This is a genomic window from Alphaproteobacteria bacterium, assembly GCA_030739735.1.
Classification (GTDB): domain Bacteria; phylum Pseudomonadota; class Alphaproteobacteria; order UBA7887; family UBA7887; genus UBA7887.
Map to the genome: position 1 here is coordinate 14,261 of JASLYQ010000012.1, position 14,151 is coordinate 28,411.

Genomic DNA, 14,151 nt, shown 5'->3' on the forward strand with positions numbered 1-14,151 from the left:
AGGGCCTATGTTTGACCTGACGGGAAAAGGCGCGTTGGTCACCGGCGCTTCGGGCGGAATTGGCGGTGCCATCGCTATGGCCTTACATGCCGCGGGGGCGCACGTGGCACTGTCTGGCACGCGGCGCCAGGCACTTGAGGTGCTGTCCGGCGCGCTCGGCGAGCGTGCGGAGGTGTTGCCCTGTGATCTCTCGGATGCCGAGGCAGTGGCGGTGTTGCCGGCTGCGGCCGACAGTGCGCTCGACGGCCTCGACATCGTGGTCAACAATGCTGGGCTGACCAGTGACATGCTGGTACTGCGCATGAAGGACGAGGACTGGAATCGCGTGCTCAGAATCAACCTCACCGCTAGCTTCCAGCTCTGCCGTGGCGCGCTCAGGGGCATGATGAAGCGGCGTTGGGGGCGCATCATCAACATCACTTCGATCGTCGGCGTCACCGGCAATCCGGGCCAGACCAACTATGCCGCCTCAAAGGCCGGTATGATCGGCTTCACGAAATCTCTTGCGGGAGAAGTCGCGGGACGTGGCATCACCGCGAACTGTGTTGCGCCTGGTTTCATCGATACCGCCATGACTCAGGTGCTCGACAAGGCCCAGCATGAACGGCTGCTGGCAGCGATCCCGGCAGCTCGCCTTGGCGCGCCCGACGATATCGCCGCTGCCGCGGTTTACCTAGCTTCACCCGAAGCCGCCTATGTCACGGGCCAGACCTTGCACGTGAACGGTGGCATGGCCATGATATAGAGCCAAAATCTGAAGCCACGCTCGTCTGGCAATGGCGAGTCAAGTATGCTACCACCCGGCGGCCGCGCGAGGCGCGGGGTTAGAGGAATTTTAGGAACGCTGAGGAGAGGTGTGCCATGAGTGACGGCAGCGACGTTGCCGATCGGGTCAAGAAGATTGTCGTTGAGCACCTCGGTATCGACGAGGCCAAGGTTACTGGGAGCGCCAGCCTGATGGACGACCTCGGGGCCGACAGCCTCGATGCGGTCGAACTCGTGATGGCTTTTGAGGAGGAGTTTGGCTGCGAGATTCCGGACGACGCCGCCGATAAGATTGTCACCATCCAGGACGCGATCGACTACATCAACCAGCAGGCCTGAGCCTGAGTGAGTGGCGGCCCGGGCAATGTTGAAACGGGCGGAAGGCGAGAACCCATGAGACGGGTTGTCGTTACCGGCATGGGCATGATCTCGCCGCTTGCGTGTGGCGTTGAGGCCACTTGGCGGCGCCTAGTCGCCGGCGAATCGGGTGTCTCAGCAATTCGCGGTTTCAAGACTGAGGACCTGAGCGCGCGCATTGCTGCTCAAGTGCCGCGCGAGGACGAGGCAGACGCCTTCAATCCGGACGATTTCATCGCGCCCAGAGAGCAGCGTAAGATGGACCCGTTCATCCACTACGCGATCGCCGCCGCTGCCCAAGCTGTGGAGCAGGCGCAGTGGACGCCAGAGAGCGAGGAAGAGCGCGAGCGCACAGGCGTGCTCATCGGCTCAGGCATCGGCGGCCTGCCGAGCATCGAGGCGGGGTCAGTGGTGCTACACGAGCGCGGCCCGCGGCGCCTCAGCCCCTTCTTCATCCCGAGTTGCCTGATCAATTTGGCGTCGGGCCACGTCTCCATCCGTTACGGCTTCAAGGGCCCAAACCATTCAGTGGTTACGGCCTGTTCGACAGGCGCCCATGCCATTGGCGACGCGGCACGCATGATCATGCTCGGCGACGCCGACGTCATGGTGGCGGGCGGTTCCGAGGCGGCAATCTCGCGTCTCGGCATCGCCGGCTTTGCAGCCGCGCGGGCACTATCAACCAATTTCAACGACGAGCCAGAGCGCGCCTCGCGCCCCTGGGATAAGGACCGCGATGGCTTTGTCATGGGCGAGGGAGCCGGCATCGTCGTGCTGGAAGAGTTCGAGCACGCCAAGGCGCGCGCCGCCACTATCTACGCTGAGTTCGCCGGCTACGGCATGTCGGGCGATGCCTACCATATCACGGCGCCGGCGCCCGATGGCAACGGCGGCTTCCGCTCCATGCGCGCGGCGCTGGCGAGTGCCGGTATGACTGTGGCCGATATCGACTACGTAAACGCCCACGGCACCTCGACCCCACTTGGTGACGAGATCGAACTCGGCGCCGTGAAGCGTCTGTTCGGCGAGGACGCCTATCGCATCTCCATGTCGTCGACCAAGTCGGCCGTCGGTCACTTACTAGGTGCCGCCGGCGCGGTGGAGGCAATCTACTCCATCCTTGCCATTGTCAACGATACCGTGCCGCCGACACTCAATCTCGACAATCCCTCCGAAGGCTGCGACATCGATCTGGTGCCGAAGGCGGCTAAGCAGCGCCCGGTGCGTGCGGCGCTGTCGAACTCCTTCGGCTTCGGGGGTACCAACGCCAGCCTGATCTTCCGCAAGGCGTCCTGAGCCCGGCGAGGCAGGCCAAGGCCATGCGCTTCTTCGGCGATCTTGTCTTCCTGATCCTGCTTCTCGCGGTGGTCGCGGTGGTGGGCGTTATTTGGCTGTCCGGCCACACCGAGCGCCCCGGGCCGCATGATGACGAGGCCCTGGTTGAGATTGCCCCGGGCAGCAGCATTGCCACCATCACCGACAGCTTGGAAACCGCCGGTGTTATCGACAATCCCAGTCTCTTTGCTATCGCCGCCCGTATTCTGGCCAGGGATGGCAGTCTCAAGGCTGGCGAATATGCCGTGCCGGCAGGCGAGAGCATGCGCGATGTCATCGCCCGTCTCTCGGAAGGCCGTGTGCTGACCCGCCGCGTTACTATTCCTGAGGGCTTGACCTCGGCCGAGATCGTGGCCCTGATGGCCGCAACGCCCACACTCCGGGGCGAGGTCACGGTAAGGCCACCTGAAGGCAGTCTGCTCCCCGAGACTTATCACTACAACAAGGGCGACACGCGCGATGCGGTGCTGGCGCGCATGACCGACGCCATGGCTATGATCCTCGCCGAGCTCTGGGAGACCCGCGCCGAAAACCTGCCCTTCACGACGCCAGAGGAGGCGGTGACTCTCGCCTCTATCGTGGAGAAGGAGGTGGGTGTGGCGGGTGAACATCGCCGCGTTGCCGGCGTTTTCGCCAATCGCCTGCGTCTCGGCATGCGCCTGCAGTCGGACCCGACCGTGATCTACGGCCTGACCAATGGTGCCGGCCCGCTCGGCCGTTCACTCACCCGCGCCGATCTTATCGCACCGCATCCCTACAACACCTACCTCATCGATGCCCTGCCGCCGTACCCCATCACCAACCCCGGCGCCACGGCAATTGCTGCTGTGCTCGACCCGCTGGAGACCGAAGATCTTTACTTCGTGGCCGACGGCAGCGGCAGTCACGCCTTTGCCCGTACCCTCGAAGAGCATAACCGCAATGCCGCCGCCTGGCGCCGTATCCGCGACGCCCAATAGGCGCCGGCTGATGGTCTCAAGCCCAGCAATATTTCTTCCACGCCATTCCGCTCCCCGGTGCCGGATATGCTCGATTGCACCCATCGACTCAATGTGCTCTCCGCCAGGTTTGCTTTTGCCCCAAGCGCCCGTAGTCTTCCGCTCCGCTTGACATTTCGTCCAGCAAGGGCCATCTCTCCGCCATTGATTGTCTCGCGATTGCGCGAAGCGCCGCTAGCGGCGCCACTTCCCGGGAACAATTTCACACAGTGATAACGTCGATTGGGCGCGCCCAGCTCGGCGCGTAAGGACACCCTCTTGACTGATAAGTACTTCTCAGCGCTCGGCTTGGCCGAGCCGCTGCAACGGGCGCTGAGCGCCAGAGATCACCACACTCCCACCCCTATTCAGGCCAAGGCTATTCCGGCTCTTCTCGACGGTAGGGACATATTGGGTATTGCCCAAACCGGTACCGGCAAGACCGCGGCCTTCGCCTTGCCCATTCTTGATACGCTGTCACGTAAGCGCTCAAGCGGCAGGCGACGGAATCCCCGCGCCCTGGTCCTTGCGCCGACGCGCGAGCTTGCCATCCAGATCGGCGAGGAGTTTCGTGCCTATGGGCAGCACCTGAAATTGCATCATGCCGTCGTCTTCGGCGGCGTCAGTCAGAAGCCGCAGGTCACGGCGCTTAAGCGCGGCGTCGATATCCTGGTCGCGACGCCGGGCCGCCTACTCGACCTTATGGGCCAGGGCCTGGTTTGTCTTGATCAGGTCGACCATTTTGTTCTCGACGAAGCTGACCGCATGCTCGACATGGGCTTCGTCCGCGACGTACGCCGCATTGTCGCGGTGCTGCCCGAGGCACGCCAGTCGCTGCTTTTCTCGGCCACCATGCCGCATGAAATTTCTCGATTGTCTGGCGACCTGCTCAACGAGCCGATGCGCATCGAAGTGGCGCCGCAGGCGACGCCCATCGAGCGCATCGCGCAACGCGTGTATCACGTCGATGCTGGGGCGAAGAAAGGTCTGCTTATAAAGATTCTCGGCGATCCTACCTTGACTCGCGTACTCGTTTTTGCGCGCACCAAGCACCGCGCTAACCGGGTTACCGAGCAGTTGACAAAAAGCGGCATCACGGCCGATGCTATTCATGGTAACAAGTCGCAAGGTGCCCGCCAGCGCGCCCTCAAGCGGTTCCGCGATGGTGAGGTGCGGGTGCTGGTGGCAACCGATATCGCGGCCCGCGGTATCGATGTCGACGAGGTCAGCCATGTCATCAACTACGAGCTGCCCAACGAGCCGGAAAGCTACGTGCATCGTATAGGACGGACGGCACGGGCTGGCGCCGACGGTATCGCCTTGTCGCTCTGTGACCGTGGCGAGCGGGCCTATCTCAAGGATATCGAGCGTTTGATTAACTGCCGGCTAGCGGTGGTCGGCGACAGCCCCGTCGAGAAAGTCGCGGAGGATCGGACCAAGGCGCGCTCGGCGCGGCAAAACCGGCGCCACGGCCCGGCCTCGGCACGCCACCGCAGGCGTAGCGGCAGTCGCCGGCGGGCGCCGGCAGCGGCGTAAGCCCAGCTCTGGTATTATCGCCGTCCACGATGCGAGAAGCATCTCTTAGACAGGCCTTTGTAGCGGCGGTAGCGTTTGCCACTGTGCCGTTCCTGGCCTTCGCGGCCGAGCCGGGCGAACGCTTCCGCCATTGCGCGGACTGCCCCGAGATGGTGGTGGTGCCGGCGGGCGAGTTCGTCATGGGCTCTCCCTCTGACGAGCCGGGGCACAGCGAGATCGAAGAGCCCAGGCACCGTGCCGCTATCCGCCGGCCGCTCGCCATCGGCCGCACCGAAGTCACCTATGCTGAATGGGATGCCTGCGCCGCCGACGGTGGTTGCAACGGTCTGTGCCTGGATGCTGCTGTCGGCGGTGCGCGTCCGGTGGTCCAGGTGAGCTGGAACGATGCCATCGCCTATACGGTCTGGCTCAGCAGCAAGGTGCGCGCGCGCTATCGTTTGATGAGCGAGACCGAGTGGGAATATGCGGCGAGAGCCGGCTCGACGGGCTCGTACCATTGGCAGGGGCGGCCTGTGCGCACGCCAATGTTGCGGCATGCCGCAACAATAGCACCCTCCCGGTTGTCTCTTATGCCGCCAATTCGTTCGGGCTGCACGACATGATTGGCAACGTGTCAGAATGGGTGCAGGACTGTTGGTTTACAGGCTATGAGGGTCTATCCGCCGACGGTTTACCACGTTCGCAATCACGCGGCGGCAATCCCATCGAGCCCACAGCGCACCTCTCGCGAGGCGGTTGCGGTAAGCGCGCCTATCGTGGCGGTGCCTGGGACAGTTCGCCAGCTGAGGCCCGCGCAGCGAGTCGCGCCGGCGCAGTGCGCGACTATCGCAGCGATGCGATCGGCTTTCGTGTAGCGACGACTGCGCTGGATTGATCAAAGAACTCGAAACCGGCGCAGCCCGCACCGTGCATGCTGTCACTCAAAATCAAGTCACGGCGCCTCGTGTATGGTCTCGCACTATCAAGTGAAATCACTGAGCGCTGGTATCAGTCGAGTGTTGCTAGGAACTCGAGCAAGGCGGCGTTAATCGCCTCGGGCGCTTCCTGCTGCACCCAGTGGCCGGCACCATCGATGATGCGGATGAGACGCATATCGTCGCATAGCTCGTCAACATTGGCATAGCCGTCGTGATTGTGCACGAAGCGGCGCACCACGTCTTCCGAGCCGGCGATAAAGGCACTTGGTTGGCGGATGCGCGCTGTACCTATCTCCGGCAAAGCGACGAAGTCCTTGTCCTGGTTGCGGTATCGGTTGATCGGACCGCGGAAGCCACCCGCCTCGAAATTTTCTACGAAATAGTCGAGGTCGTGCTCTGTCAGCCAGGCCGGGAGCGGATCCGGGTCGACCAGCGGACCGAGCATGGTGCTGTCCGGCTTGCGCTCGGTCCACGTGTGCGTTGGCGCTGCCTCGCCTGAGAGGGAGTAATAGATTTTGCGCAACGCCGTGCGCACATCGGCCTCGAATTCCGCCTCGGCTACGCCCTCTTCCTGAAAGTAGAGCTGGTAAAAGAATTTGTCCTTGTAAAGGCGCCGCCACAGCTCGATCAACGAAACCTCGCGGCGTCTGCGATACGGCACGCTCAGACAGGTCACGGCGGCAACCCTATCGGGGTGTAGGGCTGCAGTATTCCAGCAGATCGGTGCACCCCAATCGTGGCCCACCAGAATCGCCGTTTCTTCGCTTAAACGATCGATGAGGCCGACGATATCGGCCATCATATGCGCCATGTCGTACGACTCGACGCGGAGCGGCTTGGTGCTGCCGCCATAACCACGCATGTCGGGCACGGCGACGCGGTAGCCCGCTTCGGCGATAGGCCTGATCTGATGCCGCCAGGAGTACCAGAGCTCGGGCCAGCCATGCACCAGGATGACTAGCGGCCCTTCGCCGTCCTCAAGCGCCACGCGCAGGTGGATGCCGTTCGTGGCAAGGGTCTGGAAGAAGAATTCGTCCTGCATCAGTTGGCTCTATTCCATAAATCCCGGGCGATGACGACGTTCTGGATCTCGGTTGTGCCGTCAATGTATTGCGCCATCTTGGCACCGGCCAGGTGGCGCGGTAAGGGCGTGTCGTGGCAGAGACCGTTGGCACCAAGCGCTTGCATGCATTGGGCCAGACCGTCGAGCGCAACACGGGTGGCGAATTTCTTGGCGTGGGCGGCGGCGACAGTGACGTTCTCGCCGCGGTCGAGGGCGGCGGCGGCGTCATAGGCCATCAGGCGCGCGGCATGGGCGTTGGTGGCGACATCAGCGAGCTGCCATCGCAGGCCCTGAAAATCGGCTAACTTTTGCCCGAAGGCGGATTTGGCGGCCGTCGCGGCAACCGCAATATCGAGGCCGGCGCGCAGCATGCCCGCGCACATGGCGGCGACGTTGATGCGCGCGATATCGATGCCCGCCATGGCCGCCTTGAAGGCGCGTTCGGGCGGTAGCAATGCGGCGTCGTCGCCAACGCGGCAACCCTCGAAGCGAATGCCGCCCGTTCCCAGCGCGTGGCCGCCGAGCATGGCGTAGGCGTCCTCGCGTACCACGCCGGGGGTATAGGTGGGGACAAGGAAGCAGGCGATGCCACGCCAGTCGGCGCTCGTGCCGGTCTGGGCGTAGACGCTGAGCAAATCGGCACTCGCCGCGTTCGAGACCCAGCTCTTGGCACCGTCGAGCACCCAGTCGTCGCCGTCGCGCCGCGCGGCGCAAGCGATCGCTGCAGCGTCACTGCCGCCGCCCGGCTCGGTCAGTAGGAAGGCGCCGAGGGACTCGCCAGCCAGCACAGCCGGCAGCCAACGGGCACACTGTGCCTCTGAGCCGTTGCGGCTGATATTGCCGCCAAGATTGTTGTGCACGAGAAGCGACATGGCGAATGCGTAGTCCGCCGCCGCCAGGGTCTCCATGACCTCGGCCATGGCCACGACGCCAAGCCCGACGCCACCGTATTCCGGCGCGACCAGTAGGCCGCAGAGCCCTGCCTTGGCGGCGGCTGCGAATGCCTCGCGCGGATAGCGGCGCTCGTGCTCCCAGGCCGCAGCGTTGGGGACGATGACATTGGCGGCGAAGGCGCGGGCTGCGTCGAGCATGTGTCTTATGAACGGTTGCGCGCGCGGGGATGGGCAGCGCGGTAGGTGGCCTGCATCTGCTCACTCGCTACGGCGGTATAGCGCTGGGTGGTCGAGAGGCTGGCGTGGCCGAGTAGCTCCTGGATGGTGCGCAGATCGCCGCCAGCGCCGAGCAAGTGGGTAGCGAAGCTGTGGCGCAGCGCGTGGGGTGTTGCAGTCTCCGGTAGGCCGAGGAGCACCCTGGCGCGGCGCATCTGCCTTTGCGCGACACCGGGGTTAAGCCTGCCGCCGCGGGCGCCGACGAACAGCGGTGCCTCTGGCGTCACGGCGAAGGCTCGCGCGCCTAAATACGCGACGATGGCATCGCGCACGATGGGCAGCACCGGCACCAGACGCTGCTTGCCACCCTTGCCGTCGATGCGCAGCACTTCGGCCCCGGCCGTATCACCGCAGTTGAGCGCCAGCGCCTCGGCAATGCGCAAGCCGCAGCCGTATAGCAAAGTGAACAACGCCGCATCGCGGAGGCCCTGCCAATCGCCGCTGACTTCTGCGACAACGTCAGCGACCGCTTTGGCATCGCCCGGCGCCAGCGGCCGTGGCACGGCGCGAGGCTGCTTCGGCGTGCGCAATGTGCCAATCACCGAGTTGTGGACAAGGTCACGCTTGTCGAGATAGCGGAAAAAGCCACGAACGACGGACAGTGCCCGCGCGGTGGAGCTTTTCGCCCCGCCCGCCGAGGCTCGTCGTGCCAGCCAAGCGCGAAAGTCGGCGGCTTTGAGACTTGCTAGTTGATCGAGCCCCGGCGGTCCACCGAGATGCCTGACCAGGAAGGCGAGAAAGTTATCGAGATCGCGGTCGTAAGCGTCAAGCGTGTAGGCCGAGGAACGGCGCTCGTCCGCCAGCCAGCGCCGCCAACCGTCGCGCGCCGCGGCGAGTTCGGGGGCGAGGGGGGCGATGACGCGCGCCATCGCGGGCGATCTCTACTCTGCCGCCTCGGCGGATAGGATACTCTCGCCGGTCTTTTCCCAATCAGCGAGGAAGGCCGCTAGCCCCTTGTCGGTGAGCGGGTGTTGGGCAAGCTGGCGCAGCACTTTCGGTGGGATGGTGGCGACATCGGCGCCGAGCTTGGCTGCCTCCACCACATGCAGTGGGCTGCGGATCGAGGCCACTAGCACCTCGGTGGTCACCGTGTCGGGATAGGCCGCGTAGATGTCGCAGATATCGGCGATCAGTTGCATGCCGTCCTGGCCGAGATCGTCCAGCCGGCCGATGAAAGGCGAGATGAAGGTCGCACCGACCTTCGCTGCCAGCAAGGCCTGGGCCGGAGTGAAGCAGAGGGTGACGTTGACCATGGTGCCGTCGTCGCGCAGGCGCCGGCAGGCCTTCAGGCCGTTCCAGGTCAAGGGTACCTTGATGGCGATATTCGCCGCGACCTTGGCTAGGCGCCGGCCTTCGGCCACCATGCCATCGGCGTCCGTCGCCGTGACCTCGGCGCTCACCGGGCCGTCGACGAGCGAGCAAATCTCCTCGATTGCCGGGAAGAAGCTGCGTCCGGTCTTTGCTATAAGAGACGGATTGGTGGTGACGCCGTCGAGCAGGCCGGTCGCCGCCAGATCGCGAATCTCGTTAATGTCGGCGGTATCAATGAAGAACTTCATGGCGCCGTGTCCCCTCGCTGCTTCCCAGACCGAAGAGTCTAGCGAATGACAACGTCCGCTGCCAGCGTGGCGACGGTCCGGGTACTGCTACCGCTACCCCTGGTCGGAACCTACGACTATCGCCTTCCGGAAACCTTGGGCGTCGTGCCGGGAAGCTTCGTGAGCGTCCCTCTCGGCCCGCGCAGCGTTACCGGCGTGGTTTGGCGCGAGGGTGCGGGCGATGTCGTGGCAGAAAAGCTGCGCGATATCGAATCGGTTCTGTCGGCGCCGCCCATGGGAAAGCCCTTGCGCGATTTGGTAGATTGGGTAGCGGGCTATACTTTGGCGACGCGTGGGACCGTACTACGCATGGCGATGAGCGTGCCTGCGGCGCTTGAGCCGCCGCGCCTGGAGACTGTGCTGCGCCGCTCTGGCCGCGAGCCCGACCGCCTGACGCCCCAGCGCACGGCCGTCCTGCTGGTGCTCGGCGAGGGCGCGATGATAGCAAGCGCCTTGGCTCGTGCCGCGGGTGTCAGGGTCGGTGTGGTGCGCGGTCTGGTCAAGGCCGGCGCGCTACTGCCCGAGCAGCGGCGCAGTGAAAGCCGCTGGCAGCGGCCTGACCACACGCGCGCTGGGCCGGCGCTGTCGCCGCCGCAGGCTGCTGCCGCCGAAGCCTTGGTCGCCGACGTGGTGGAGCGGCGCTTCTCCACCTTCCTGCTCGATGGGGTCACCGGCTCGGGCAAGACGGAGGTCTATTTCGAGGCTATCGCTGCGGCGCTTGCCGCTGGCCGCCAGGCGCTGGTTCTGCTACCCGAGATAGGGCTAGGCGCACAATGGTTGGCGCGTTTTGCCGCGCGCTTCGGGGCACAGCCGGCACAGTGGCATTCCGATCTTGGCCAGACGACTCGGCGCGACACTTGGCGCGCCGTCGCCGAGGGCGAGGTAAAAGTGGTGGTCGGCGCACGCTCGGCCCTTTTCCTGCCCTTTCCCGACCTCGGCGTCATCGTCGTCGATGAGGAGCACGATGCGTCCTATAAGCAGGACGAGGGCGTGACCTACAATGCTCGCGACATGGCGGTAGTGCGAGCGCACTTCGAGAGCGTGCCGCTGGTCTTGGCCAGTGCCACCCCGGCGCTTGAGACGGTACACAACGTCGAGCGCGGTCGCTATCGGCGGCTGCTCCTGCCTGACCGGCACGGCGTCGCCGAACTACCCGACATTGCCGCAGTCGATCTCCGGCGGACACCGCCGTCGCGAGGGCATTGGCTGTCGCCGCCCTTGGTCGAAGGTTTGACGGAGACGCTGGCGCGCGGCGAGCAGGCGCTCTTGTTCCTCAATCGGCGTGGCTACGCGCCACTAACACTATGCCGCAGTTGCGGCCACCGTCTGGAGTGTCCCAACTGCTCAGCCTGGTTAGTCGAGCATCGCCTGACGCGCGAGTTGCGCTGTCACCATTGCGACCAGCGCATCGCCTTGCCGGAGGAATGCCCATCTTGCGGTACTAGTGATTCGCTGGCGGCCTGTGGGCCCGGCATCGAGCGCTTGGCGGAGGAGATGGCGACGCGCTTTCCTGATGCCCGCCTGGCGATCATGGCGAGTGATACGGTGCACGGGCCGGAAGCTGCAGCAACGCTCATCGACAGCGTTACGGCCGGCGAGGTCGACATTCTCGTGGGCACCCAGATGGTTACCAAAGGTCATCACTTTCCCGCGCTTACCCTGGTCGGTGTGGTTGATGCCGATCTCGGGTTGGCCGGCGGCGATCTGCGCGCGGCCGAGCGCACCTTTCAGCTTCTCTTCCAGGTTGCTGGTCGGGCTGGGCGTGCTGAGCGCGCCGGCCGCGTTTTGGTGCAGACCACAGCGCCGGAGCATCCCGTGATGCGGGCGCTGGTGGCTGCCGACAGGGACAGCTTTATCGCTAGCGAGATGGCCGAGCGCCGTGCCGCCGGCATGCCGCCGTTCGGCCGGCTAGCGGCGATAATCGTGTCGTCGACTGATGCCGAGGCCGCACGGGCCAGTGCCGCCGCCTTGCGCCGCGCAGCACCCGATACCAAAGGGATTAGTGTACTGGGCCCGGCGCCAGCGCCGCTCTCTCTGATCCGCGGCCGCTACCGCTTTCGGCTGTTGATAAGCGGTGGCGTATCGCCGCCCCTACAACCCTATCTGACGTGCTGGCTGGGCGCGGTAAAAGTGCCGTCGAGGGTAAGGGTCCAGGTCGATATCGACCCTTACGGCTTTTTATGACTCGCGGCGATGTTGCAAGCACAAAATAGGTGTGTTACCTAACGCCCGCCTCCGGGCGAAGCCACCGCCAGCCAATACGTTTACGGCTGGTTTTTCTTGTTTATCAAAGCCTTACTGCATCGTTGAGCAGTCTCTAGAGGGCATCCGTGGCGGAACAGGCATTCGGCGTCTCCGGTCTTGCCGGGCGTTATGCGACGGCGTTGTTCGAATTGGCGCGTGAGCGCGACGCGCTCGACGCCATCGCGGGCGATTTGGGCTCGCTTAAGGCCATGCTGGACGAAAGTGAGGCGCTGCGCCGGCTGGTGCTGAGCCCAGTCATCGCACGCGAGGATCAGGGCCGCGCCATGGTAGCTTTGGTCGAGCGCGCTGATCTCGGCGAGTTGACGGGCAACTTTGTCGGGCTACTGGCCAGCAATCGACGTCTTTTCGCGCTTGCCGACATGATTGCTGCCTACGAGATGCTGCTGGCCGCACATCGCGGCGAGGTCACCGCGGAAGTGCTTAGCGCCCGCCCGTTGAGCGAGGTTCAAACGGATGCCGTCGCCGCGGCGCTGAAGCGCGTCGTCGGCGGCGATGTAAGACTGACCACCAGCGTCGATGAATCGCTGCTTGGTGGACTTGTCGTGAAGCTCGGCTCGCAAATGGTCGACGCATCGCTCAAGGCCAAACTGCAATCCCTCGAGCTCGTCATGAAAGGAGCCGCATGATGGATATCCGCGTTGCAGAGATTTCGGAGATCCTGAAGCAGCAAATCGCAGACTTTGGGACCGAGGCCGAGGTTGCCGAGGTTGGTCAGGTATTGGCCGTCGGTGATGGCATCGCGCGCGTCTACGGTCTCGACAAGGTTCAAGCCGGTGAAATGGTCGAGTTTCCCGGCGGCATTCGCGGCATGGCACTCAACCTTGAAACAGATAATGTCGGCGTCGTCATCTTCGGCGACGACCGGACCATCCGCGAGGGCGACACAGTCAAGCGTACCGGCGCCATCGTCGACGTACCGGTGGGCAAGGGTCTGCTTGGGCGCGTGGTCGATGGTCTTGGCAATCCGATCGATGGCAAAGGCCCGATCGAAGGCGCCGAGCGCAGCCGCGTCGAAGTCAAGGCACCCGGCATCATCCCCCGTCAGTCGGTGCATGAGCCCATGCAATCTGGCCTCAAGGCCATCGATTCACTAGTGCCCATCGGCCGTGGCCAGCGCGAGCTGATCATCGGCGACCGCCAGACCGGTAAGACCGCTGTTGCCATCGACACCATCATTAATCAGAAATCGATCAATGCGGGCGACGACGAATCCGCCAAGCTCTACTGCATCTATGTTGCTGTGGGCCAGAAGCGCTCGACTGTGGCGCAGATCGTGAAGACCTTGGAAGATAACGGCGCCATGCCGTACTCCATCGTTGTTGCGGCCACAGCTTCCGATCCGGCGCCGCTGCAATTCCTGGCGCCCTATACCGGCTGCACCATGGGAGAGTACTTCCGCGACAATGGCATGCACTCGCTGATCATCTACGACGATCTGTCGAAGCAGGCCGTGGCTTATCGCCAGATGTCTCTGCTACTGCGCCGCCCGCCGGGACGCGAAGCCTATCCGGGCGACGTCTTCTACCTGCATTCGCGGCTGCTCGAGCGCGCGGCGAAGATGAACAAGGACGAGGGCGCCGGCTCGCTGACCGCGCTGCCCGTGATCGAGACCCAGGCCGGCGACGTCTCGGCTTATATTCCTACCAATGTGATCTCGATCACCGATGGCCAAATCTTCCTTGAGAGCGAACTCTTCTATCAGGGCATCCGCCCTGCCATTAACGTCGGTATCTCGGTCAGCCGTGTCGGCTCGGCGGCTCAGGTCAAGGCGATGAAGCAGGTCGCAGGGCGTATCAAGTTGGAGCTGGCGCAGTATCGCGAGATGGCGGCCTTCGCCCAGTTCGGCTCTGACCTCGATGCGGCGACCCAGCGCCTGCTCAATCGCGGCGCGCGGCTGACGGAGCTACTCAAGCAGAGTCAGTACTCGCCACTACCGGTGGAGGACCAGGTGGTATCGATCTTCGCCGGCGTGCGCGGCTATCTAGACAATATTGAGGTGAGCGACGTCACCCACTTTGCGGAGACGCTGCTGGCGCGCGTGCGGGCCGAGCATGGTGAGCTTCTGGCGACCATCCGGGACGAGGGCGAGCTGAGCGATGACAGCGACGCCAAGCTGACCTCGATCATGGACGATTTTGCCAAAACCTTCGCGTAAGAGCGGTCGCTGCG

General features: G+C 64.2%; 14 protein-coding genes. 10 read left to right on the top strand and 4 right to left on the bottom strand.

Features of this window, described 5'->3' with window-relative positions:
* Nucleotides 1-7 precede the first annotated feature (7 nt).
* From fabG to QF629_07525, 7 genes are all read left to right on the top strand, one after another.
* On the top strand, nucleotides 8-745 hold the full coding sequence (gene fabG, locus QF629_07495; GenBank protein ID MDP6013371.1) for a 3-oxoacyl-[acyl-carrier-protein] reductase: 738 nt from the start codon (nucleotides 8-10) through the stop codon (nucleotides 743-745).
* A 116-nt stretch (nucleotides 746-861) separates the two neighbouring features.
* On the top strand, nucleotides 862-1,104 hold the full coding sequence (locus QF629_07500; GenBank protein ID MDP6013372.1) for an acyl carrier protein: 243 nt from the start codon (nucleotides 862-864) through the stop codon (nucleotides 1,102-1,104).
* Between the two features lie 54 nt (nucleotides 1,105-1,158).
* Complete coding sequence (gene fabF / locus QF629_07505; protein ID MDP6013373.1) at nucleotides 1,159-2,418, top strand: beta-ketoacyl-ACP synthase II; 1,260 nt, start codon at nucleotides 1,159-1,161, stop codon at nucleotides 2,416-2,418.
* A gap of 23 nt (nucleotides 2,419-2,441) precedes the next feature.
* Nucleotides 2,442-3,416 carry an endolytic transglycosylase MltG gene (gene mltG / locus QF629_07510; protein ID MDP6013374.1) on the top strand — a complete coding sequence of 325 codons (975 nt, stop codon included), beginning with the start codon at nucleotides 2,442-2,444 and terminating at the stop codon, nucleotides 3,414-3,416.
* A gap of 297 nt (nucleotides 3,417-3,713) precedes the next feature.
* Complete coding sequence (locus QF629_07515) at nucleotides 3,714-4,970, top strand: DEAD/DEAH box helicase (protein ID MDP6013375.1); 1,257 nt, start codon at nucleotides 3,714-3,716, stop codon at nucleotides 4,968-4,970.
* Between the two features lie 29 nt (nucleotides 4,971-4,999).
* Complete coding sequence (locus tag QF629_07520) at nucleotides 5,000-5,572, top strand: formylglycine-generating enzyme family protein (GenBank protein MDP6013376.1); 573 nt, start codon at nucleotides 5,000-5,002, stop codon at nucleotides 5,570-5,572.
* A complete protein-coding gene (locus tag QF629_07525) occupies nucleotides 5,467-5,844 on the top strand; it encodes an SUMF1/EgtB/PvdO family nonheme iron enzyme (protein MDP6013377.1) in 378 nt (125 codons plus the stop codon). The genes QF629_07520 and QF629_07525 overlap by 106 nt, the downstream gene beginning before the upstream one ends.
* Before the next feature lie 113 nt (nucleotides 5,845-5,957).
* Here QF629_07525 and QF629_07530 read toward each other — a convergent pair whose 3' ends face one another.
* Genes QF629_07530 through fsa form a run of 4 tightly spaced genes read right to left on the bottom strand, consistent with a single transcriptional unit; the run spans nucleotide 5,958 to nucleotide 9,678 of the window.
* Nucleotides 5,958-6,929 carry an alpha/beta hydrolase gene (locus tag QF629_07530; GenBank protein MDP6013378.1) on the bottom strand — a complete coding sequence of 324 codons (972 nt, stop codon included), beginning with the start codon at nucleotides 6,927-6,929 and terminating at the stop codon, nucleotides 5,958-5,960.
* Nucleotides 6,929-8,041 carry an acyl-CoA dehydrogenase family protein gene (locus tag QF629_07535; GenBank protein MDP6013379.1) on the bottom strand — a complete coding sequence of 371 codons (1,113 nt, stop codon included), beginning with the start codon at nucleotides 8,039-8,041 and terminating at the stop codon, nucleotides 6,929-6,931. Before QF629_07535 ends, QF629_07530 begins: the two co-directional genes overlap by 1 nt.
* 5 nt (nucleotides 8,042-8,046) lie before the next feature.
* Nucleotides 8,047-8,988: a tyrosine recombinase XerC gene (locus QF629_07540; GenBank protein MDP6013380.1), complete on the bottom strand. Its 942-nt coding sequence runs from the start codon at nucleotides 8,986-8,988 to the stop codon at nucleotides 8,047-8,049.
* 12 nt (nucleotides 8,989-9,000) lie between these two features.
* Nucleotides 9,001-9,678, bottom strand: coding sequence for a fructose-6-phosphate aldolase (gene fsa, locus QF629_07545; GenBank protein MDP6013381.1), 678 nt, complete (start codon nucleotides 9,676-9,678; stop codon nucleotides 9,001-9,003).
* A gap of 45 nt (nucleotides 9,679-9,723) precedes the next feature.
* On the opposite strand from fsa, the gene QF629_07550 reads away from it, so the two are divergent.
* The 3 genes from QF629_07550 (at nucleotide 9,724) to atpA (ending at nucleotide 14,137) form a co-directional block, all read left to right on the top strand.
* Nucleotides 9,724-11,901 (top strand): primosomal protein N', encoded by a 2,178-nt coding sequence (locus tag QF629_07550; GenBank protein ID MDP6013382.1) that lies wholly within the window; start codon nucleotides 9,724-9,726, stop codon nucleotides 11,899-11,901.
* 146 nt (nucleotides 11,902-12,047) lie between these two features.
* Nucleotides 12,048-12,608 carry a F0F1 ATP synthase subunit delta gene (locus QF629_07555; GenBank protein MDP6013383.1) on the top strand — a complete coding sequence of 187 codons (561 nt, stop codon included), beginning with the start codon at nucleotides 12,048-12,050 and terminating at the stop codon, nucleotides 12,606-12,608.
* Nucleotides 12,608-14,137 carry a F0F1 ATP synthase subunit alpha gene (gene atpA, locus QF629_07560; protein MDP6013384.1) on the top strand — a complete coding sequence of 510 codons (1,530 nt, stop codon included), beginning with the start codon at nucleotides 12,608-12,610 and terminating at the stop codon, nucleotides 14,135-14,137. The genes QF629_07555 and atpA overlap by 1 nt, the downstream gene beginning before the upstream one ends.
* The last annotated feature ends 14 nt before the right edge of the window (nucleotides 14,138-14,151 follow it).